This is a genomic window from Fibrobacter sp., from assembly GCF_045131395.1.
Lineage (GTDB): Bacteria > Fibrobacterota > Fibrobacteria > Fibrobacterales > Fibrobacteraceae > Fibrobacter.
This window is the reverse complement of record NZ_JBGUQY010000022.1, coordinates 34,938-53,794: the sequence shown is the minus strand read 5'-3', so window position 1 is coordinate 53,794 and position 18,857 is coordinate 34,938. Positions and strand designations below refer to the sequence as shown.

14 protein-coding genes and 1 tRNA gene are annotated in these 18,857 nt (G+C 51.5%); 10 read left to right on the top strand and 5 right to left on the bottom strand.

The genetic code is table 11. The annotated features are described in order from the left end of the window. The first annotated feature begins 8 nt into the window (after positions 1-8). From ACJMNB_RS06020 to ACJMNB_RS06010, 3 genes are all read left to right on the top strand, one after another. Positions 9-752: a YebC/PmpR family DNA-binding transcriptional regulator gene (locus ACJMNB_RS06020; protein WP_072798534.1), complete on the top strand. Its 744-nt coding sequence runs from the start codon at positions 9-11 to the stop codon at positions 750-752. 79 nt (positions 753-831) lie between these two features. Continuing rightward, complete coding sequence (locus tag ACJMNB_RS06015) at positions 832-2,616, top strand: DNA repair helicase XPB (RefSeq protein ID WP_405339991.1); 1,785 nt, start codon at positions 832-834, stop codon at positions 2,614-2,616. A 143-nt stretch (positions 2,617-2,759) separates the two neighbouring features. After that, a complete protein-coding gene (locus tag ACJMNB_RS06010; protein WP_405339988.1) occupies positions 2,760-4,058 on the top strand; it encodes a hypothetical protein in 1,299 nt (432 codons plus the stop codon). Between the two features lie 44 nt (positions 4,059-4,102). Here ACJMNB_RS06010 and ACJMNB_RS06005 read toward each other — a convergent pair. After that, positions 4,103-4,175: transfer RNA gene (locus ACJMNB_RS06005), tRNA-Thr, on the bottom strand. Between the two features lie 109 nt (positions 4,176-4,284). On the opposite strand from ACJMNB_RS06005, the gene ACJMNB_RS06000 reads away from it, so the two are divergent. Next, positions 4,285-4,968, top strand: a complete 684-nt coding sequence (locus tag ACJMNB_RS06000) for a tetratricopeptide repeat protein (RefSeq protein WP_405339985.1) — start codon at positions 4,285-4,287, stop codon at positions 4,966-4,968. On the opposite strand, the gene ACJMNB_RS05995 is transcribed toward ACJMNB_RS06000, so the two are convergent. Genes ACJMNB_RS05995 through ACJMNB_RS05980 form a run of 4 tightly spaced genes read right to left on the bottom strand, consistent with a single transcriptional unit; the run spans position 4,965 to position 9,337 of the window. Further along, on the bottom strand, positions 4,965-5,972 hold the full coding sequence (locus ACJMNB_RS05995) for a rhomboid family intramembrane serine protease (RefSeq protein ID WP_405339982.1): 1,008 nt from the start codon (positions 5,970-5,972) through the stop codon (positions 4,965-4,967). The two genes, ACJMNB_RS06000 and ACJMNB_RS05995, sit on opposite strands and share 4 nt — an antisense overlap. 9 nt (positions 5,973-5,981) lie before the next feature. Next, positions 5,982-7,559: a hypothetical protein gene (locus ACJMNB_RS05990; RefSeq protein WP_405339979.1), complete on the bottom strand. Its 1,578-nt coding sequence runs from the start codon at positions 7,557-7,559 to the stop codon at positions 5,982-5,984. Beyond that, on the bottom strand, positions 7,559-8,476 hold the full coding sequence (locus ACJMNB_RS05985) for a hypothetical protein (protein WP_405339976.1): 918 nt from the start codon (positions 8,474-8,476) through the stop codon (positions 7,559-7,561). Before ACJMNB_RS05985 ends, ACJMNB_RS05990 begins: the two co-directional genes overlap by 1 nt. Positions 8,477-8,482: 6 nt before the next feature. Beyond that, entirely contained in the window at positions 8,483-9,337 is an 855-nt protein-coding gene (locus ACJMNB_RS05980) for an outer membrane protein assembly factor BamD (protein ID WP_405339973.1), read from the bottom strand. A gap of 64 nt (positions 9,338-9,401) precedes the next feature. Here ACJMNB_RS05980 and ACJMNB_RS05975 point away from each other — a divergent pair, with 64 nt between their 5' ends. The 6 genes from ACJMNB_RS05975 to ACJMNB_RS05950 all read left to right on the top strand — a co-directional run bounded on the left by ACJMNB_RS05975 (position 9,402) and on the right by ACJMNB_RS05950 (position 18,832). Then, the gene (locus tag ACJMNB_RS05975; RefSeq protein WP_405339971.1) at positions 9,402-10,814 is read left to right on the top strand and encodes an LptF/LptG family permease; all 1,413 of its coding nucleotides are present in this window, start codon (positions 9,402-9,404) and stop codon (positions 10,812-10,814) included. Next, positions 10,811-11,950 (top strand): LptF/LptG family permease, encoded by a 1,140-nt coding sequence (locus ACJMNB_RS05970; protein WP_405339968.1) that lies wholly within the window; start codon positions 10,811-10,813, stop codon positions 11,948-11,950. The genes ACJMNB_RS05975 and ACJMNB_RS05970 overlap by 4 nt, the downstream gene beginning before the upstream one ends. A 10-nt stretch (positions 11,951-11,960) precedes the next feature. Then, positions 11,961-13,796 carry a sensor domain-containing diguanylate cyclase gene (locus ACJMNB_RS05965; RefSeq protein WP_405339965.1) on the top strand — a complete coding sequence of 612 codons (1,836 nt, stop codon included), beginning with the start codon at positions 11,961-11,963 and terminating at the stop codon, positions 13,794-13,796. A 20-nt stretch (positions 13,797-13,816) separates the two neighbouring features. Then, entirely contained in the window at positions 13,817-15,310 is a 1,494-nt protein-coding gene (locus ACJMNB_RS05960; RefSeq protein ID WP_405339962.1) for a sodium:solute symporter, read from the top strand. A 20-nt stretch (positions 15,311-15,330) separates the two neighbouring features. Continuing rightward, positions 15,331-16,101, top strand: coding sequence for an SIMPL domain-containing protein (locus ACJMNB_RS05955; RefSeq protein ID WP_405339959.1), 771 nt, complete (start codon positions 15,331-15,333; stop codon positions 16,099-16,101). Between the two features lie 400 nt (positions 16,102-16,501). Continuing rightward, positions 16,502-18,832: an anaerobic ribonucleoside triphosphate reductase gene (locus ACJMNB_RS05950; protein WP_405339956.1), complete on the top strand. Its 2,331-nt coding sequence runs from the start codon at positions 16,502-16,504 to the stop codon at positions 18,830-18,832. Positions 18,833-18,857: the final 25 nt, after the last annotated feature.

Genomic DNA, 18,857 nt, shown 5'->3' with positions numbered 1-18,857 from the left:
GGTAATCTATGTCAGGTCACTCCAAATGGGCCACCACCAAACGTAAGAAAGCCAAGACTGACGTTGCTCGCGCCAAGGCTTGGAATAAGCTGATTAAGGAAATCTCCATTGCTGCTAAGCTCGGCGGCGGAAACCCCGATGCAAACCCCCGTCTGCGTGCGGCAATCCTCAAGTCCAAGAGCCAGAGCCTTCCGACCAAGAACATCGAAAGTGCCATTGCCAAGGGTACGGGTGCCAACTCCGGTACCGAAATGACGGAACCGCTGTACGAAGGCCGCGGCCCGGCCGGCATTGCCATCATGGTGCAGTGCCTGACGGACAACAAGGTCCGTACCGTTGCCGAAATCCGCAACATCTTCAACAAGAACAACGGTGCCATGGGCGAATCCGGTTCCGTGTCTTGGGCATTCACCTACAAGGGTGTGATTATTGTCGATGCTGAAAAGTATCCTGAAGACCAGGTGATGGACCTCGTGCTCGAAGCCGGTGCCGAAGATATGAGCACCGAAGACGGCGTGCATGAAATCTCCACCTCTCCGGAAGCCTTTGACGCTGTTTCCAAGGCTCTCGAAGCTGCCGGTATCGAAATGATGAGCGCTGAAATCACCTACGTCGCCAACGACCCGGTGAAGCTCGGTCACGACGATGCCCAGAAGCTCCTGAAGCTTATCGACAAGTTTGAAGATCACGACGACGTTCAGGACGTATACCACAACGCCGAAATCGACGAAGCCGATATGGACGCTGAGTAAGTCTTAATCTTCTTATTTAAAGATATCATTGTTCTCCCGCTTAAACGCGGGAGACTTTTTTTTACTAAATTTGGCGCCTATGAATCCGAATGGCGCCATTATTGTTCAGAGTAATATGGAAATTATGGTGGAGGTTGATGCCCCTACCTACGAAGCAGCTCGCGATGCGATTGCCCCCTTTACTGAGCTCGTTAAAAGCCCCGAGCACTTGCACACTTACAAGATTAGCCCCCTGAGTTTGTGGAATGCCGCAGCTACCGGGCTCCGTGCTAAAGAAGTGCTGGAACGTCTCGAAAGCCAGAGCCGATTCCCGATTCCGGAATCGGTGGTGACGGAAATCGAAGACTACATGGCCCGTTACGGTTTGCTCCGCCTTAAAAAAGACGGCGACCGCCTGATTGTGGAATCTGATGACAAGTACATGTTCACCGAAATCTGCAATCTCAAGGAAGTGCAGCCCTATGTGCTCCACTTTATCGATGACTTGCATGCCGAAGTGGATCCGGAACGCCGTGGTCACTTGAAGATGGTTTTGACGAATGCCGGCTTCCCGGTGGAAGACTTGGCCGGTTATACCGTGGGCGACCCGCTGCCCATTCACCTGCGCGAAACGACTGTGGGCGGCAAGCCCTTTGCTCTCCGCGATTACCAGAAGGAAGCTGCCCAGGTGTTCTACGCCAGCGGTTCCGAGAAGGGCGGTTCGGGCGTGATCGTTCTGCCTTGCGGTTCGGGTAAGACGGTGATCGGTCTTGCCACCATGGCTTTGGTACAAACTAAGACCTTGATTTTGACGCCGAATATTTCGGCTAGCCGCCAGTGGATTCGCGAAATTTGTGACAAGACGGACTTGACGCTCGACCAGGTGAAGGAATATTCCGGCGAAGTCAAGGAAATCGGCCCGGTGACGGTTGCCACTTACCAGATTTTGACCCAGCGCAAGCGCGCCAAGAAGGCTGAAAGCGAAAAGCCCGAAACCGAGCTGGACGACTTTACTGACGAAGAAGTCAAGAAGGAACTGGCCAACTTCCCGCTGTTCAGTCAGGAAAAGTGGGGCCTCATGATTTATGATGAAGTCCACTTGCTGCCCGCACCGGTGTTCCGCTTGAGTACCGAAATGCAGGCCACTCGCCGCTTGGGCCTTACGGCTACGCTGGTGCGTGAAGACCACAAGGAAACGGAAGTCTTCAGCTTGATTGGCCCGAAAAAGTACGACATTCCGTGGCGTATTCTGGAATCCCAGGGTTGGATTGCTACCGCCGACTGTAATGAAATCCGCATTCCTATGGAAGCGGAACTCAAGATGAAGTATGCGCTTGCTCCGGTGCGCGAAAAGATTACCCTCGCTTCTACGAACCCTGAAAAGACGGATATCGTGGAACGCCTGCTCAAGTACTACGACAAGCCCGATGACCGCGTGCTGATTATTGGCCAGTACATTGACCAGTTGGAAGCCCTTTCCGAAGATTTGCAGATTCCGCTGATTACCGGTAAGACTCCCAACAAGGACCGCGAAAAACTGTATGCCGCTTTCCGTAACGGTAGCCAGAAGAATTTGATGGTTTCGAAGGTCGGTAACTTCGCTATCGACTTGCCCGACGCCAACGTGCTCATTCAGATTTCGGGTACCTTCGGTAGCCGACAGGAAGAAGCCCAGCGCCTCGGTCGCGTGCTTCGCCCCAAGAGCGACGGTGGCGCGGCCCACTTCTACAGCATTGTGACCCAGGATTCCAAGGAACAGGAATTCGCCATGAACCGCCAGCTGTTCCTTACGGAACAGGGCTACGCTTATAAGATTATCAAGCGCGGCGACTGGGATATTCTGGCTCGCACGCCAGAAGAGTTAGCGGCAAGAGCTAAATCGTAAGGTTCGCTTCTAGCTTCGGCTTTTTTGAAGAATAGAAATCCCGCTTTTTGCGGGATTTTTTGTATTTAGAATAATTACTGATTGACTATGCAAATTTTTTAGTTACTTTTAAGAATGTAACTAACCTATCAGGGAGATTGCAAATGAAAGAGCGGTTTGTTCGTAGCGTTGCTGCAATGAGTCTTGCTACGGCATTTATGTTTTTTGGATGCTCGGATGATTCTTCGTCTGTTGTGACTGTTGAAGAGCCTGAAACCTTGTCGTCTTCAGATGTTTCTGATGCCGAATCCAGCAGTTCTGCAAAGCTTGATGAAAAAACTTCATCAAGTTCATCCAAGAAAGTTTCAAGCAGTTCTTCTGAGGAAGAAGAATTATCAAGTTCTTCGAAGAAAGAGCGAAAGTCGTCCAGCAGTTCAGTAGAGGACGACGAAACGGATTCTAGCAGTTCTCTTGAAAACTCGAGTAGCAGTAAAACTGATGGCCCGGAAATCATATATGTGCCACCTGCAGAGGATGCTTCGGTTATTGTTTTGAGTAGAGAACTTGTCGGTGATGGTCTGTTGACCAATTCTAGACTTTCTGGCGACGACATGCGATTCAAGGGCCGTTTCGGTCTCGACATTACCCAGGACTCCTCCGAAACCGCCATCAACATTAAGTTTACGAACATCGAATACAAGGTGCTCGATACAGAATACAGGAATGTCGCCGTAGCAATCAATTCAAACCCGATCACGTTCCCCACCTCTAACGACATCGAACTGAACTCGATGAATTCGGCCGGCGTGAAGGTCAGTATGACCGACCCGGGTTTTACGGCATGCGGCAAATATAACCTCATGGTTACTGTGACGGCTTCCAATGGAGTTCACGATTACATGAGCACAGTGCTTATTCCGTTTGAACGCGAAGCTGCCGAATACTGTCGCAATACATATTCCTCTTCTTCTGTCGCTCAGTCTATAGAGATTCCGATGGCCTCTTGCGAGGTTGAACTCTCTACGAACTTGAATCCGGGGCTTGATTTTGCAAGTTGCACTGCCGTTCCGGCACCTGCGACTACTGCAGACATCATCTTCAGCAAGGCCGGTACAAGAGACAATCCGGAAATCACCGCCACCAGCGGTAATGGAATCCAGTTCGGTCCGATCAGCAATGGAGAACAACCTCCCTACACTGACGACTACGAAGTGAATTTCTGGCCCGAGGACATGAACCCCGGCCGCTCCCCGGCAACCGCCTATGTCAGCGACTTTATGTACAGGACCCTCGGTTCTACGATTACGGGAATGATCGAAAATATCAACCAGATCTACGTTGCTGCAACTACCGCTCACAATAAGGATACTGGCGCTGGCTTCTATGCATTCGCCATTACTGACGCGAGACAGGGTAACGACGGTGATTTCTCCTTGACCATCAAGGTATACAAGGCCCTGTAAAGACAAATGAAAAAAATCCCGCTTTAAAAGCGGGATTTTTTTCGAGCCACCCAGCAGATTTGAACTGCCGACCTGCTGATTACGAATCAGCTGCTCTACCAGCTGAGCTAGAGTGGCATAGTAGGCGCAAAATTAGCAAAAGGGGGGTCTTTTGTCAAGGTGTGCTGACAAGACAAGTTTTTTTTTCTATGATTGGAACACAAAAATTTAAACATGGACGCTAAAAATGGCTAACGAATCGAATACCAACAATTCTGAAATTAAGGAATTTTTTGTTACTCACGGCTCTAAGGTTGTAGCTGCTCTCGTAGTGGTTATGGTTATTGTCGTGGGTGTGGTGCAGTTCCGTGATTATCGCAAGGCTGCCGCCGCAGAACAGGCTGAACTCCTTGGTCCGGGCATGACTCTCCTTTATGCCGACCAGAAGGATTCTGCTCTTGTTGAATTCGAATCCAAGATCAATTCCGGCAAGCTGAGCGGTGTGGCTCTGGCCAAGGCTGCTCTTTATGCAGGCAACATCAAGTACCAGGCTGGCGACTTTGACGCCGCTGCAGTGTTCTTCCAGAAGAGCCTCGACAATGCAGGTTCTGTTGCTCTGGTTCGTTCGGCTGCCATGCACGGTCTTGCCTCTGTGAAGATCGAAAAGGCTGACTATTCTGCCGCTGCTGGTCTCCTTGAAAAGTATGTGGCTGAATTTGCCAAGCGTACGGGTGACAAGGAAGACCGTTTCCAGAAGGACGAACCGGTAGACGAAGTCCCGATGGTTGCTGATGCCATGTGGAAGCTCACTCTCGTTTACGAACAGCTCGGTGCTGCCGACAAGGCCAAGAAGACTGCTGAACGCATTCTTGAAGTCTACGGCGACAACCAGAATTACGCCGACAAGGCCAAGAAGTTCTTGAACATCTAATTGAATGCCATTTTCCACGCGGCGATATACAGCCCGTAGAAAAAGAGCAATCCAATTCCGTCTGCGCTTGAAAGGGGAGTCCCCCAGCGCAGGCTTTTTTTATTGGGTATAAATCCGCAGAACAGGCCTGCAATGAATCCGTAGGCGTGGCCGAGAATGTCGGCGTTTTCACCCAGGCCGAGGAATACGGCGAGGGAGGCTGCGCCACAGAGTGGCGCGAAACGCCGGAGCAGTCCGTGGGTTTCTTTGGGCATGAGCCTGAATTCAATGACCGACAGGCAGCCGATGGCGGCGAATACGAAGGTGGAAAAACCGAGGGAACGGAAGTGGGTTTGCACCGTCAAGGAAACGCAAAGGTTCGCTACAGCAGAGGCGATGGCGATAAAGGGGGCTAGCCTGAGTAGGGGAATGCGGAAGGTAATCATATTCATCACGATGTATCCGCACAGGATATTTGAGGCAAGATGTCGCACGTCGCCATGCAGGGTCTGTGCCGTGAAGCTTCGGAACCATTCGCCTTTAAGGACTTTGCTGGCGTCAGAAATCCCTCGGGTATGAAAATTTACTTTGTCTGTAAAATCAATGAGGGTGACAATGGTGGGGGCGAGCAGAACCCACAGTGGCTGCAAGCTAAAACTCAAGGGCAGTGGCGGGTTTTCTTCTTTGGGTGGGTTCTCTTTGCGGTATAGGGCGAGCTGCACTCGGGCGCGGTCTTCGTGCTCGGGCAAAATGAAAATCTGGAAAGGCCCCTCTTCTGAGCGAATCAGGCGGTGAGAAATCCCTTGGGAAAGAAGAACCAGACTGTCATCACGAATCTGGCGGAAGGTTCCTTCAGAAGCGCATACGGTTTCTGGATACTGGGGTTCTTCTGTTTCGTCGCTACCGTTGTTGGTGTTGGCGGGTGCCGCAGGCTGTGGCGTCGGCGTGATTTGCAAGCCTTCGCGGGGAATGTCCGAAGGAGAACGCATGTAGCGCGGCCGTAACGGCGACATAAAGCGTGGCATGGATCCTCCTTAAAGTACGGCGGCCGACGTCATGGCGAATTTGCCGGTGGCGGTTTCGCATTCGGCGCGCAGGTAAGCAAAGTCGTCCGTGTTGACGGTTATGTCTGTACTGGCTGGCGGCAAGACCAGGCTTTCCATACAGATGCTTTCTTGGGCGGCAAGTTTCCCGCTGTTGTTGCGGCGTCGGCCAAAAATGCGAATGTAGCGGAAGGCTCCGCCAAAGTCCTGGGTATTGCGGGCGTGGAATGTAATCTTCTTTTCGCCTAGCTCCCACCAGAGGGCCGGACCATCGGTAATGTAGCAGTTGTCTCCGGCGAAAGCTTCGTTTAGAGATTCCAGGGAGACTTGCTTTACGTCTGATTTTACAACCGTTCTGACTTTCCCGAAAACATGGTGGCGGCTATGCTTCAGGGAAATCAGCGGTGTGCTCACAGACGTGTTGTCGTTCAAGTCTCCGTGGGCGTCGTTTCCGCCTATGGGCAACAGGTAATTGCCCTTGCCCAGCTCCTCGATCCACCATTCACGCCCGAGTTTAAAGCCTTCGTCGCGAATGCCGTTCCAGAATTGGATGCCGCGAATCTTGTGGGCGGCGTCCAGGTTCAGGTCCTTGTGGCTCCAGTAGCCGCGGCGGAAAATGAATTTCTCGATGTAGCCCATAGGCTGCATGGGGTGGGCCGCAAAGCAGTGGGCGTCGGTCATTTCCAACAGTTTTGCAATCTTGAGCGTAGGCTTGTTGTCGAGCCAGTTGCGTCCGCAATCACCTAGCCCCGGCAGGTATCCGCTGGGCCCGAGGGCTGTCATGTGGACGTTTTCTCCCTTGGAATTGCCTGCAGAGACCTCTTCGCCTGCAATCATGAGTGGCATGTCGGCGGCCTGGTTTAGAACGCTGATTTCTTCTCGGAGGGAGTCAAAGCGGGTGAGGGGCGTGTCCGCCTCTTTGGTGTAGTCTTCGGTGGTGTAGGCAAAATCGTAAGCGTGGTCTGTGCAGCTTACAAAGTCTAGGCCTACGGCTTTGGCCGCCTGCTGCATTACTTGGGGCGAAGCACCGTGTTCCACATGGTCTGCCGAATAATAGGTGTGGCAATGCATTTCGCCTGCAACAAAGCCTGGTGCCTTGGGAGGTTCCTCTGCAAGAACTTGAATCTTCAGGGGGACCGGTTTTAATCCCGGATAGTTCCAACGGCTAAATACCTTTTCTTTTCCGATGATTTTCCCGCTACCGGCTTCAATTCGCCTGGCGTAAATCTTGCAATGGATTTCGTAGCTGCCGGCAGGGAGAACGCCCAAGTGTATGGGGTAAAAGCAGAATTGTTCCGTTGCCCGGAATTGCAAATCCAGGGATCTTTCGGGAATTTGTTTGGCGTTGTCCCCAGTCCCGACAAAATGGATTTCCATCTTTTTGATGAGAGTCGGGAACCGCTGGGCGTCTCGCACCACGATCCATAGCAGTGGCTTTGCGCTAGGCACAAACTGAAACGGCGCATCCACCAAGATTTCGGGCCAAGGCCTGTATAGCAGTGACCACGGAAGTTTGAACTTGAAATGCGTCTCGGCGTAATGCAGCTTCTCGCCTGGAATAATGCTCATTATTCCTCCGTGACGTTTTCTTGAACGGTTTGCTCGCTTGAATCAGTTGAAGTTTTTTCGGTGGTGTCGGGCTTGGCTTGTTCCGGACTCACTTCTGGAGTTTTGACGTCGTCGTCATCGTCATCGTCGTCTGTTTCTTCGACGGGTTCGGGCTCGTTCCATAAGCCGAAGCCGATGCGTATTTGCATGGTGAGTCCGCCAATATTCCACTTGGCTCTTTGATCGGGGCCATCGGGAACGAGTTTAGAAAATTTCTTTTCCGATTCAACCTTGATGCTGCTGAATCCGATATCGCCGTAAATGTTGAAATTTTTCCAGTTTGCAATCAGGTAGCCGACGCTTACCCCAAAGCCTGCTCCCAGCAGGGGCGTCTTGGCGTCAAGCTTGCCCCAGGTGGAATAGATTTCGGTGCCGGGCAGAACCCAGTACCAGCGCACGGCGATGCTGAAAAGGCTTTCGCCCGAAAGGGTCATGAGGTTTTTCGGAACGCCTAGACGGTATTCCAGAAAGAAGGGTATCCCTTGGATAGTATAGCTGTAATTGTGTGTACGGTTCTTGCGGTCGGTAAGCACCACCGATTCGTTGTCGTAGATAAAGCTGACGCCCGCGCTAATGAAGTTGTCCTTGAGAATCTGGTATTGAAGTCCGGCAGAAAGCGGAAAACAGAAGTTCACCTTCTGAAAATCCTGCTTGGCTACACTGAGGGATTCGCTTTCGGTTAGGGCATCTTCTTTAAAGCTGTAATAGAGCGTGTCGATGGCGTTCTGGAAGTATTCTCGTTCAGGAAAGTCCAGGAATGAGACTGCCGGCTGCAAAAAGATGGAAAGCCTAGAACGGTCACGGGTCGAAGATTCTTCGTCGGCCATGGCAGATGTGGCAAGAATTGCCACCAATACTATTTCCAGTAAGCGCTTCATACCGAACTAGTTCTGCATTTCGCGGTCTTCTTTAAAGAAACGCTTCTTCTGGGAATCCTTCTTCATGCGCTTGGCAAAAGCAATTTCGGCCTTGTCGATTTTCTTTTCGGTCTTGGCAATTTGCTTCTGGATTTTCTTGTCGTCGGGCGAGGCTTCGTTGCGGGCGATGTTCAGGTAGAGCTTGGCCGTTTCGAACTGGTCCAGTTCGTTGTAGGCCTGGGCAATCATGAACAATGCTTCGGTGCGGCGCTTGCTGTTGGGGTAGGTTTCCAGGAATTCCTTGAAGTAAATCACGGCGGCCTGGTACTTGTCCATGCGCAGGTAAAGTCTTGCGGTCTGGAATTCCTTTTCTGCCAAACGTTCTACCAGCAGGTTGTAGTAGTAGTTCACCGAGTCGCGGAGCGGAGATTCGGGGTAGTTGGACAGGTAGCGTTCAAAGTCCTTCATGGCAACGGTGGTGTTCGCTTCGTCGCGGCTCACGCGGAATTCCATGTTGAAGGAAGAAACGGCCTTGCGGAATTCGGCGGTTTCGATAAAGGGCGAACCCGGGAAGTTCAAGATGAAGCTGCCGTATTCACCGCGGGCTTCGATCCAGTCTTCCATGTTGAAATAGCTTTCGGCGATCAGGAATTGGGCCTGTTCCATATAACCGGTACCAGCACAGGTGGCAAGAATTTCTTCCAGCTTGTCGGTGGCGCGGCCATATTTTTCTTTCTTGAAAAGTTCCTCTGCGTTTTCGTAGCGGATACGGCACCATTCGGTATGTTTCATCTTGGTTTGTCCGCTAGAAGAACATCCTACTAAAAATGCTGTTTCGGCTAAAATACAAAGGAATATGGGAATCTTTTTGAACAGGTTCATTTTTTTTCTTTGGTTAATTCTAACTTTACTCCCGTAAAGTAGAAAATTTTGTAAGTTCAGAAAAATGATTTTAGTCCGCTACGTGTTGAAAGAGCTCATCGGTCCCTTTTTGGCCGCTCTTTTTGGAATCACGTTCCTGTTCGTGGTGGATTTTCTCGTTAAAATCCTCGATAACGTTCTTTCCAAGGGCCTACCGGCTTCTACCGTCCTTGAAATATTTGCGCTGAATCTGGCGTGGATGCTTTCTCTTTCTATTCCCATGGCTGTGCTGGTGGCAAGCCTGATGGCATTCGGCCGTCTTTCGGGAGACCAGGAGATTACGGCTTGCAAGGCTGCCGGTGTTTCGCCTCTTTCGCTGATGCGACCGGTGCTCCTTGTGTCCATGCTGATTTCGGTGTTGATGGTGGTGTTCAATAACTGGGTGTTGCCCGAGGCGAACCATCGTTCCGTGGAACTCATGAATGCGGTGTCCCGCAAAAAGCCCCACGTGTTTATCGATGCCGGCAGACTCATTACCCAGTTCCCCGACGTGCAACTGTGGGTGAACCGCATTGACCCTGTAACGGGGACTTTGTACGGAATCCAGATTTTTGAAATGGAAAAGAAGGGCGCTCCCCGCATAGTGTATGCCGATAGCGCCACCATGGAATACGAAGACAACGGGGCCACCCTCATGCTCCGCCTGCGTAGTGGCGAAACCCACATGACCGATGCGGACAATCCGGAAAACTATTTCCGTATCCGTTATTTCTCTCAAGACCTGGCCATGAAAAACGTCGACGACCGATTGGAACGCCGCAGCCGTAGCTATCGTAGCGACCGTGAAATGCCTATCGAGATGATGACCGAAGTGGTGGAAGATGCCGAAAAACGCTACGGGGAATATCGAGAACAGGCTCTTGAAAAAAGGCTGAATACCTTGGTAGAGTTGCGGGAGCATGTCCTTGGTGACTCCATTGTGCCTGATGCAGTTGAAAGCGGAACGCAGATTGATTCAGTCCAGCGCAGGCGGTCCTTGCAGCGAGTCCGTGTCCAAGAAATTGCGGCTCAGAAAACAACCGAAAGATTGTACGGACGAATGGAATCGGAACTCAAGCGAAAGGCGCAGTATACGGTGGAAATTCACAAGAAGTACAGCACGGGCTTTGCTTGCTTTATCTTTATCTTGATCGGAGCTCCCCTGGGGATTATGGCCCGCAAGGGCGGTATCGGCACGGGTATCCTTTACAGTCTTGCTTTCTTCGTGATTTACTGGATTTGCTTAATCGGTGGCGAAAACATGGCGGACAGGCTCCTGATCGATCCGGTGCTTGCCATGTGGGCCTCGAACATTATCATTGGAACCTTCGGCATATTCATTACCGTTGCCATGGTGCGTGACCGCTTCTCGGGCGATTCCAAGTTCTTCAGGTTCTTGCGTGCCATCGGTGGGTTCTTCAAGAAATTCTTCGGATTCTTTACCAGGAGGATTGGATGAAGTTCACCCGGTACATGATGTGGAATTTCTTGAAGATGTTCCTGATTGTGCTTTTGGGCGCAATCCTGATGTTTGCGGTCATCGACTTCGTGGGTAACATCAAGACTTGGCTGGCTCGTGACACCAAGGATGCCGTTGACTACTACGTAAGTTACATTCCCTACATGCTTTACCTGATTTCTCCGGTGGCGCTGTTTATTGCGGTGCTGGCCTCTATCGGTAACATGACCCGCCACCTTGAAATGAGTGCCATGCAGAGCTCTGGCCAGGCGCCGTTCAAGACGCTGGTTCCGATTTTTCTGTTTGGTGTCCTGGTGTCTATCGGCTCTTACGAAATGAGTGAACTCTGGCTTCCTGACGCAAACCATAAGCGCCTGGAAACCATGGAGACCAATGCCCAGAGAAAGAAAAATCCCCGTATCAAGGAAAAGCGGGACTTTACCTTTATCGACAGCGAACGGGCCAGCTGGTTCTTTAGGCATTATTCCGGCAAGGGCCGCTTTGGCCGCGACGTGGTTCTGCTTCTTCGTGAAGATGGCCGCCTGGTAGAACGCTACGATGCTAAAGTTGCCCGCTGGATCGAAGATGCTCCCAGGGATTCCCTGGATTCCATCGCTAGACTGAAAAGCATTGACCCGCCATCGGGATGCTGGCAGTTTGAACGAGGCAACCGCCGTGAATTCCATAAGGACGGAACGGTCCAGGTGTATTCTATTCAGCGAGAGAAGTTGTGCGGAAAGGTGACGACTTATCCGGGCGACTTGATTAACGAACGCCAGACTGCCGACGAAATGGATTCCAAGATGGTCATGGCCCGAATCAACGTGCTTAGGCGTTCCGGTGAAGACACGCGAGCCATGGAAACGGCGTTGCATTTTAAGCGTTCTGCCCATTGGATGAATTTGATTGTACTACTCATCGGTGCAGCCCTTTGCCACCGCTATAGTCGTTCTGGGGGCCTTTCTCAGAAGTTCGGGGTTGGCCTCTTGATTGTTTTTAGCTATTATATCCTAGAAAGAATTGGTTTGAAGATGGGAGAAAATGGTGCGCTTTCGCCTTTTTGGGCGGCATGGATCAGTCATTTCGTATATGGTGGCGTCTCGGTGGTAATGCTGTACCGTTCCTTCCGTTTATAACGGGATAGATATGTCTGTTGCAGAAATTTTGTTCGTGGTCGCAGGGCTTTTGCTTGGCCTTGCATTCCAAGGGGGAATGTTCCTGTTCCTCATTCCCTTTGCCGTTGTCGCGTTTGTACTTGCCTGCATGAACCGCCCGCGCCTTGCCGGTCCGAATGCCCAGCAGCCTGCAACGGCTCCCATTCCGACGATTTTCAAGAATCGTTCGACAACGAACACTCCGGTGATTACCCCGACTTTGCAGAACGAATTTTCCAATGCTCCCAAGGGCATGGCGAATGAACCCGAGGCCGCTCTCAAGGTGAGCCAGGTTTGGGCCCGTGCCAATGCCGACATTAACCGTTCCATGACCGACATGTTGTTGGCCCTGAAGATTGTGGTTCCCCATGTGAATTCTGTCATCGTTTTTACGCAGATGGAAAACCAGAAGGAATGGGGCATTCGCAATTTTGCAAACGACAAGGAAATTTCTGTAAATCTTCGCACCCGCATTACGGAAACCTCGGGGCTTTTGGGCCAGCTGTTCCGTAGCAATGTGAACCGCCTTCTGGAAGGCGACCTTCCGGGGGCCAAGAGTGTCATGTACTATATCGACAATCCGTCTATCAAGTCGGTGGTGGCGGTACCTTTGATTGATCATGCCTCTGGACTTCGCGTAGGCGCCTTGGTCATGGATTCTGTGTACCCCAATGCCTTCAACGACACGACGGCCAGCGCTCTCAAGTTTATTGCCAGCGCAATTTCGATGCTGGATTACAAGGGCTTCTATTCGGCTCAGAAGCATATTGCCCTGCAGCAGTACGGTGGACTTTACAGTTACCTGCGCAAGTTCTTCCAGACCATGACGGTGAAGGACATTTACAAGCAGATTATCAACTACGTGAAGGCCAACATGGCATACGACCGCTTGACGATTCTCGCCTTGGATCAGGGCGACGATATGAATGGTCATGTGGTGTACTGCGACGGCGTGGACTCCGAACAGTTCGCGAACAAGACCTTTACTCTTTCGGACAAGGGCGTCTTTGTGCTGGCCCTCTTGCGCAACCGTCCCATGGAACGTTCTTTCTTGCCGGGCTTCAAGGACTACCTGCCTCGGTTGAACGATTCCGAACGCAAGAACTTGAACTTGCGCCAGATTTTGGTGATGCCTATTGCTGCCGAACACGATTCTGAAACTGCAGAAATTGCCATTTGCCTTGAAAGCAGCAGTTCCATGCCCTACAACGATCACGAAAAGGAATTGCTCAAGGCCTTTGCCGGTGTTGCTGGGTTTGCCTACAATCGTGCCCGCAAGTTTGAACAGGGTTGCGACCAGGCCATGCGCGACGGCCATACGGGCCTCATTAACAAGAAGACCATGTTTGAAAAGCTCAGGGCCGAAAAGGTTCGTGCCGACCGCAGCAAGTATAGCATCGGTCTGTTGATGATGGATATTGACCACTTCAAGCACGTGAACGATACCTACGGACACCCCATCGGTGATGTGGTTATCAAGGGTATTGCCGACACCATCAGCAAGGAAATCCGCGGCGAAATTGACGTGGTGGCCCGCTTTGGTGGCGAAGAATTCGTGGTGGCCTTGATCGATACCAATGCCGAAGGCATGGTGGAAACCGCCGAACGAATCCGCAAGTCTGTAGAAAAGCTGGTGTTCGATGTGCATCAGGCAGAACCGTTGCGTGTCACGGTAAGTGTCGGCGCCTTCTTGCTCACTCAGGGCTTTAATGGCGACCTGCAGAAGGCTATCAATAATGCTGACCAGGCGTTGTACCGTGCTAAGGAAGGTGGCCGCAACCAGGTCGTGCAGTTTGAAACCGTCGAGAAAGAACCCGCAGCGGTTTAACTAGACGAAAGAGATTGTTTATGTTCACTGTCGTCGATTGGATTGTCCTTGTTGCTTACCTGTTGCTTTCTGTGGCGATAGGTCTCTTCGTTTCTCGCGGAAATAAGAATCTTAAGGAATACATGCTTGGGGGCGGTTCGATCCCTTGGGTAGCAGTGGGCATTAGCCTTATTGCAACCTCCGTTAGCGCCACCACGTTCCTCGGTGCTCCTGCCGATGTGTACGGCGACAACATGACATTCCTCATGTTCCAGATTGGTGCTCTCATCAGCATTGTGGTGGTGGGCTTTGTTTTTATACCCCGGTTCCGTACTTCGGGCATTAACAGCGCCTATGAACTTTTCGAAGTCCGCTTTTCCAGGCCCGTGCGCCGGATTGCGGCGATTTTCTATTGCTTGCATTTGCTGCTCCGCACGGGGATTCTCCTGTTTGCGCCGTCCTTGGTGCTTGCGCAGATTTTGCATATCGACTTGAAGCTTGCGATTATCGTCTCGGCGGCGGTGGCCATTTTCTACACCTGGTTCGGCGGAATCAAGGCGGTCATCTGGACCGACGTGATGCAGTTTGCCGTGTTCTTTGGCGGTGGCGTGCTGGTGCTCTTGATAATTTCGAATGCGGTGGGCGGTTTCGGCGAAATGGCTGCCCTTGCCAGCGAAGCGGGCAAGACCAAGTGGTGGGATGCGTCGATGGATATTTCCAATGCCCGCACCCTTGTTTCGGCTGGTTTTGCCTATGCGATTCTTGAAATCGCCATTCGCGGTTGTGACCAGCAGTTTGTGCAACGCTACTTGAGCTGTAAAGATGTGAAAGCGGCTAACCGCTCCAGTGTCCTTTCCATGGTGCTTGGCTGTGCGGTATCTATCCTCTTTTACTGGGTGGGGGCTGCTCTCTACGTTTATTACCAGAAGGCTCATGCGGCACCGCTTCCCGAGGGCTTGGGCCAGAATGACGTGTTTCCTTACTTTATTGTAAATGGACTTCCGGTGGGCGTGACGGGGTTGATCGTTGCGGCCATTTGTGCTGCAGCCATGAGTAGTCTTTCGGGGGCCATCAATTCCTTGGGCAATACCTCGGAGCGAGACTTTTTGGGCTGGGACGAAAACGCTGGAATCGGGGGCCTTAAGCGCGCCAAGATCTGGACGGTCGTCTGGGGAATTCTGGGAATCTTCTTTGCCTTGTTTGCGGCAACGCAGCAGGGGAGCCTTCTTAAGAACGCGCTGTTCTTTACGGGGCTTTTCACGGGCCCGCTTCTGGGTATGTTCCTGCTGGCCTTCTTTGCCGACAAGGTCTTCGGAACGGGTACAAAAAAGCTGCGCGGCTGGGTTGTCATTGTGGCGGTGGTTTGCGGAATGGCTAGCCTTATTCTGGTGCAGGGTATTCCGGCCTTTGGCGTGCCCGCTGTATTGGGTGGAATTTTCAGCTGGCCCTGGATGCCCTTTATCAGCATGACTACGACGATCGCGATGGCCTTGCTGATAAATGCGATTGTGAATTTGTTCGCCGCCAAGAAATAATTTTATACAAGGGGTTGTATATGAATAAGGTTACATTGGGTCTAGTATTCTTGGTGGTGCTGCTGGGATTCCTGCTGCTCACTACGGATAACGGTTGTATGTCTTCGAAAGCTGGCCAGCCGGCTTTGAAGGTTCCGTCGGCTTTTGGTGACCAGAACTCCACGGTAACGGTATCGGCTTCTGAATCTCGCAAGTACGAGGCCAATGAATTCGTGACGGTGGCTATGCTTGAATTGCGTGGCCGCGACAAGGAACTTCTCTACAAGCAGCTTGAGGTTCGCCGTCAAGCAATTTTTGAACAAATGAATAAGCTTGATATCCAGAATGCCGATATCGAGCAGAACAGTGTGGACATGCGCAAGGAATGGTCCTACGACAAGGGTACCCGTAGCCTTACGGGTTATGTGGTGAGCCAGTCTTTTGCAATCCGCAGTTCGTCAAGACCTGTGGCCGCTGCAGCGGTAGCTGTGCTTTCTGCAGAATTGGATGTAGAAATTGAACGCACGTCTGCTTGCCTCAAGGGCGAGGATTCCCTGCGCAAGGAGCTGGTGCTTTTGGTCGGCAAGAAGGCTTTGGATAAGGCCGGAAGCTACGCCGAAAGTGTTGGCGGCTCTCTTGGCAAGGTTATCTCGGTCAGCGAAAATGGCGGTAATGAAGGCTTCGCCTACGGAAGAACGCTTTCCAGCGTTGCCAAGTTCAATGACTATAACGAAGAAGCCATGTTGGCATCCATTGCCGACTCGGTGAGCATTTCCGCGTCGATTCATTTGGTTGTAGAATTGCTCCAATAGCGTGGCTAGTCACACTAGTTTTATTTGTCAAGGCGTTGTTTACGAAAAACTTTTATTTTTCTGTTGATAAATGCTCTTGATGGTTACAATTAGCTAACTGCTTATAAATAAAGGCGTTAGCTTTTTTTATGTTTATTTTGTTCAAAACGGGTTGTGTCCCGTCTGTTTTGAATTGTTGATAAGTTTAGTTTTGTATACTAAAATTTACTTAAAAAGCGTTATTTTTTTGAAAAATGCCTTCCAATGACACTTACATTTATTATATTGTTTTCCATATCTTGTGCTTCGCCCCAAAACTTAGACACAAGATATAGTAAATACCGGAATTGAAAGAAAAAAGTATGCTCGACACGAATTTTGCTCATCGGGAGCCTATTCGCCGGGCAGCAAGGATTGGTAGATGATAGTTTCTGTAAGGAAGCGCGACGGCCGTGAGATGCCGTTCAACATTGAAAAGATTGCCGACGCCATTGTCAAGGCATTCCGCGCATCGGGCGAGCTCGACGAACAGATTAAGGCCGCCCAAAGTCAGTTGAATTTGTTGGGAAGCGATGACGTGCTCACGAGCACGGCCCTCAAGGTGTCCGCCGATGTGGTGGGCAGGCTTGAATCCGAGGGCAAGAATATTCCCGAAATCGAAGAAATTCAGGACGCTGTCGAAAAGGCTCTTACCGAAGGTGGCTATGCCGATACCGCCAAGAGCTATATCCTGTACCGTGCCGAACGTACCCGCGTGCGCGAAGTTAACACTCGTCTCATGCATACGCTCCGCGACATTACTTTCAGTTCTGCCAAGGAATCTGACCTCAAGCGCGAAAATGCTAACATCGATGGCGATACCGCCATGGGCACCATGCTCAAGTACGGTTCCGAATCGGCAAAGCATTTCTATACCATGATGATGCTCAAGCCCGAGCATAGCCGCGCCCACATGGAAGGCGATATCCATATCCACGATCTGGATTTCTATTCCCTTACCATGACTTGCTGCCAGATCGACCTGAAGAGACTCTTCAAGAACGGCTTCAATACCGGTCACGGCCATCTGCGCGAACCCAAGGATATTCGCAGCTACGCTGCCTTGGCCGCAATTGCCATTCAGTCTAACCAGAACGACCAGCACGGTGGTCAGTCCATTCCGAACTTTGACTACGCCATGGCCGACGGCGTGCGCATCACTTACCGCAAGGCCTACCTTTCCAACATGGTCAAGGCCCTCATTCTTCTCACCGGCAAGACCGAAGAAGAAATTCAGCCGGTGGTGAAGAAGCTCCATTCCGAAATGGCTGAAATGGGTATGGTGGCAACGCTCGTGCCGAACGAAAAGTTTGTGGAAGCCGAAGCCCGCGAACTGTCCAAGACCTATGGTGAAGAAACCACCAAGAATGCTCAGAAGTTTGCCGAAAAGATGGCCTACGAAGAAACCGACAAGGCTACCTTCCAGGCTATGGAAGCCTTTGTTCATAACTTGAACTCCATGCACAGCCGCGCCGGTGCCCAGACTCCGTTCTCCAGCATCAACTACGGTATGTGCACCGAGCCCGAAGCTCGCATGGCTATCCGTAACTTGCTCCTCACCACCGAAGAAGGCTTGGGTGGTGGCGAAACGGCTATCTTCCCGATCCAGATTTTCCGCGTCAAGGAAGGCATCAGCCTGAATCCGGGCGATCCCAACTATGACTTGTTCAAGCTGGCTTGCCGCGTGAGTGCCAAGCGCCTGTTCCCGAACTTCAGCTTCCAGGATGCCCCGTACAACTTGCAGTACTACAAGCCGGGCCACCCTGAAACCGAAATTGCCTATATGGGTTGCCGTACCCGCGTGATCGGTAACCATTACGACCCGAGCCGAGAAATCAGCTTTGGCCGTGGCAACTTGAGCTTTACTTCGATCAACCTTCCGCGTATCGCCATCAAGATGAAGTCTGTGGACCTGTTCTTCAAGGAACTCGACCGCATGATGCAGCTGGTGAGCGACCAGCTCATGGAACGCTTTGCCGTTCAGAGCAAGCGCAAGGTCAAGAACTTCCCGTTCCTCATGGGACAGGGCGTTTGGATCGATTCCGAAAAGCTCGGCTGGGAAGACACCGTGGACGAAGTCATCAAGCACGGTACGCTTTCCATTGGCTTTATCGGTCTTGCCGAAACCCTGGTGATGCTCACGGGCAAGCACCACGGCGAATCCGAAGAATCTCAGAAGCTGGGCCTCCAGATTATCGGTCACATGCGCGAATTCTGCGACAAGGAATCCGAACGTCTCGGTCTCAACTTCAGCTTGTTGGCCACTCCGGCCGAAGGCCTTTCTGGCCGTTTCGTCCGCATGGACAAGAAAAAGTTCGGTATTATCCCGGGCGTTACCGACCGCGATTACTATACCAACTCTTTCCATGTGCCGGTGTACTACAAGATTTCCGCTTTCAAGAAGATTTCCTTGGAAGCACCCTACCACGCCCTCACCAATGCGGGTCACATCAGCTACATCGAACTGGATGGCGACCCGACGCAGAACCTGGATGCATTCGAAAAGATCGTGCATCACATGGCAAAGTCTGGCATCGGTTATGGTTCTATCAACCATCCGGTGGACCGCGACCCCGTCTGTGGATTCGTGGGCGTTATCGGTGACTGCTGCCCCCGTTGCGGTCGTACCGAAGGTCACGCAATTGCCCCCGAAAAGATCGAGGAATTGCGTAAGCTTTACCCTGGAATGCCGGTATTCAAGGGTATCCGATAAATTTTAACTAGTAAGGAGAAGTAAA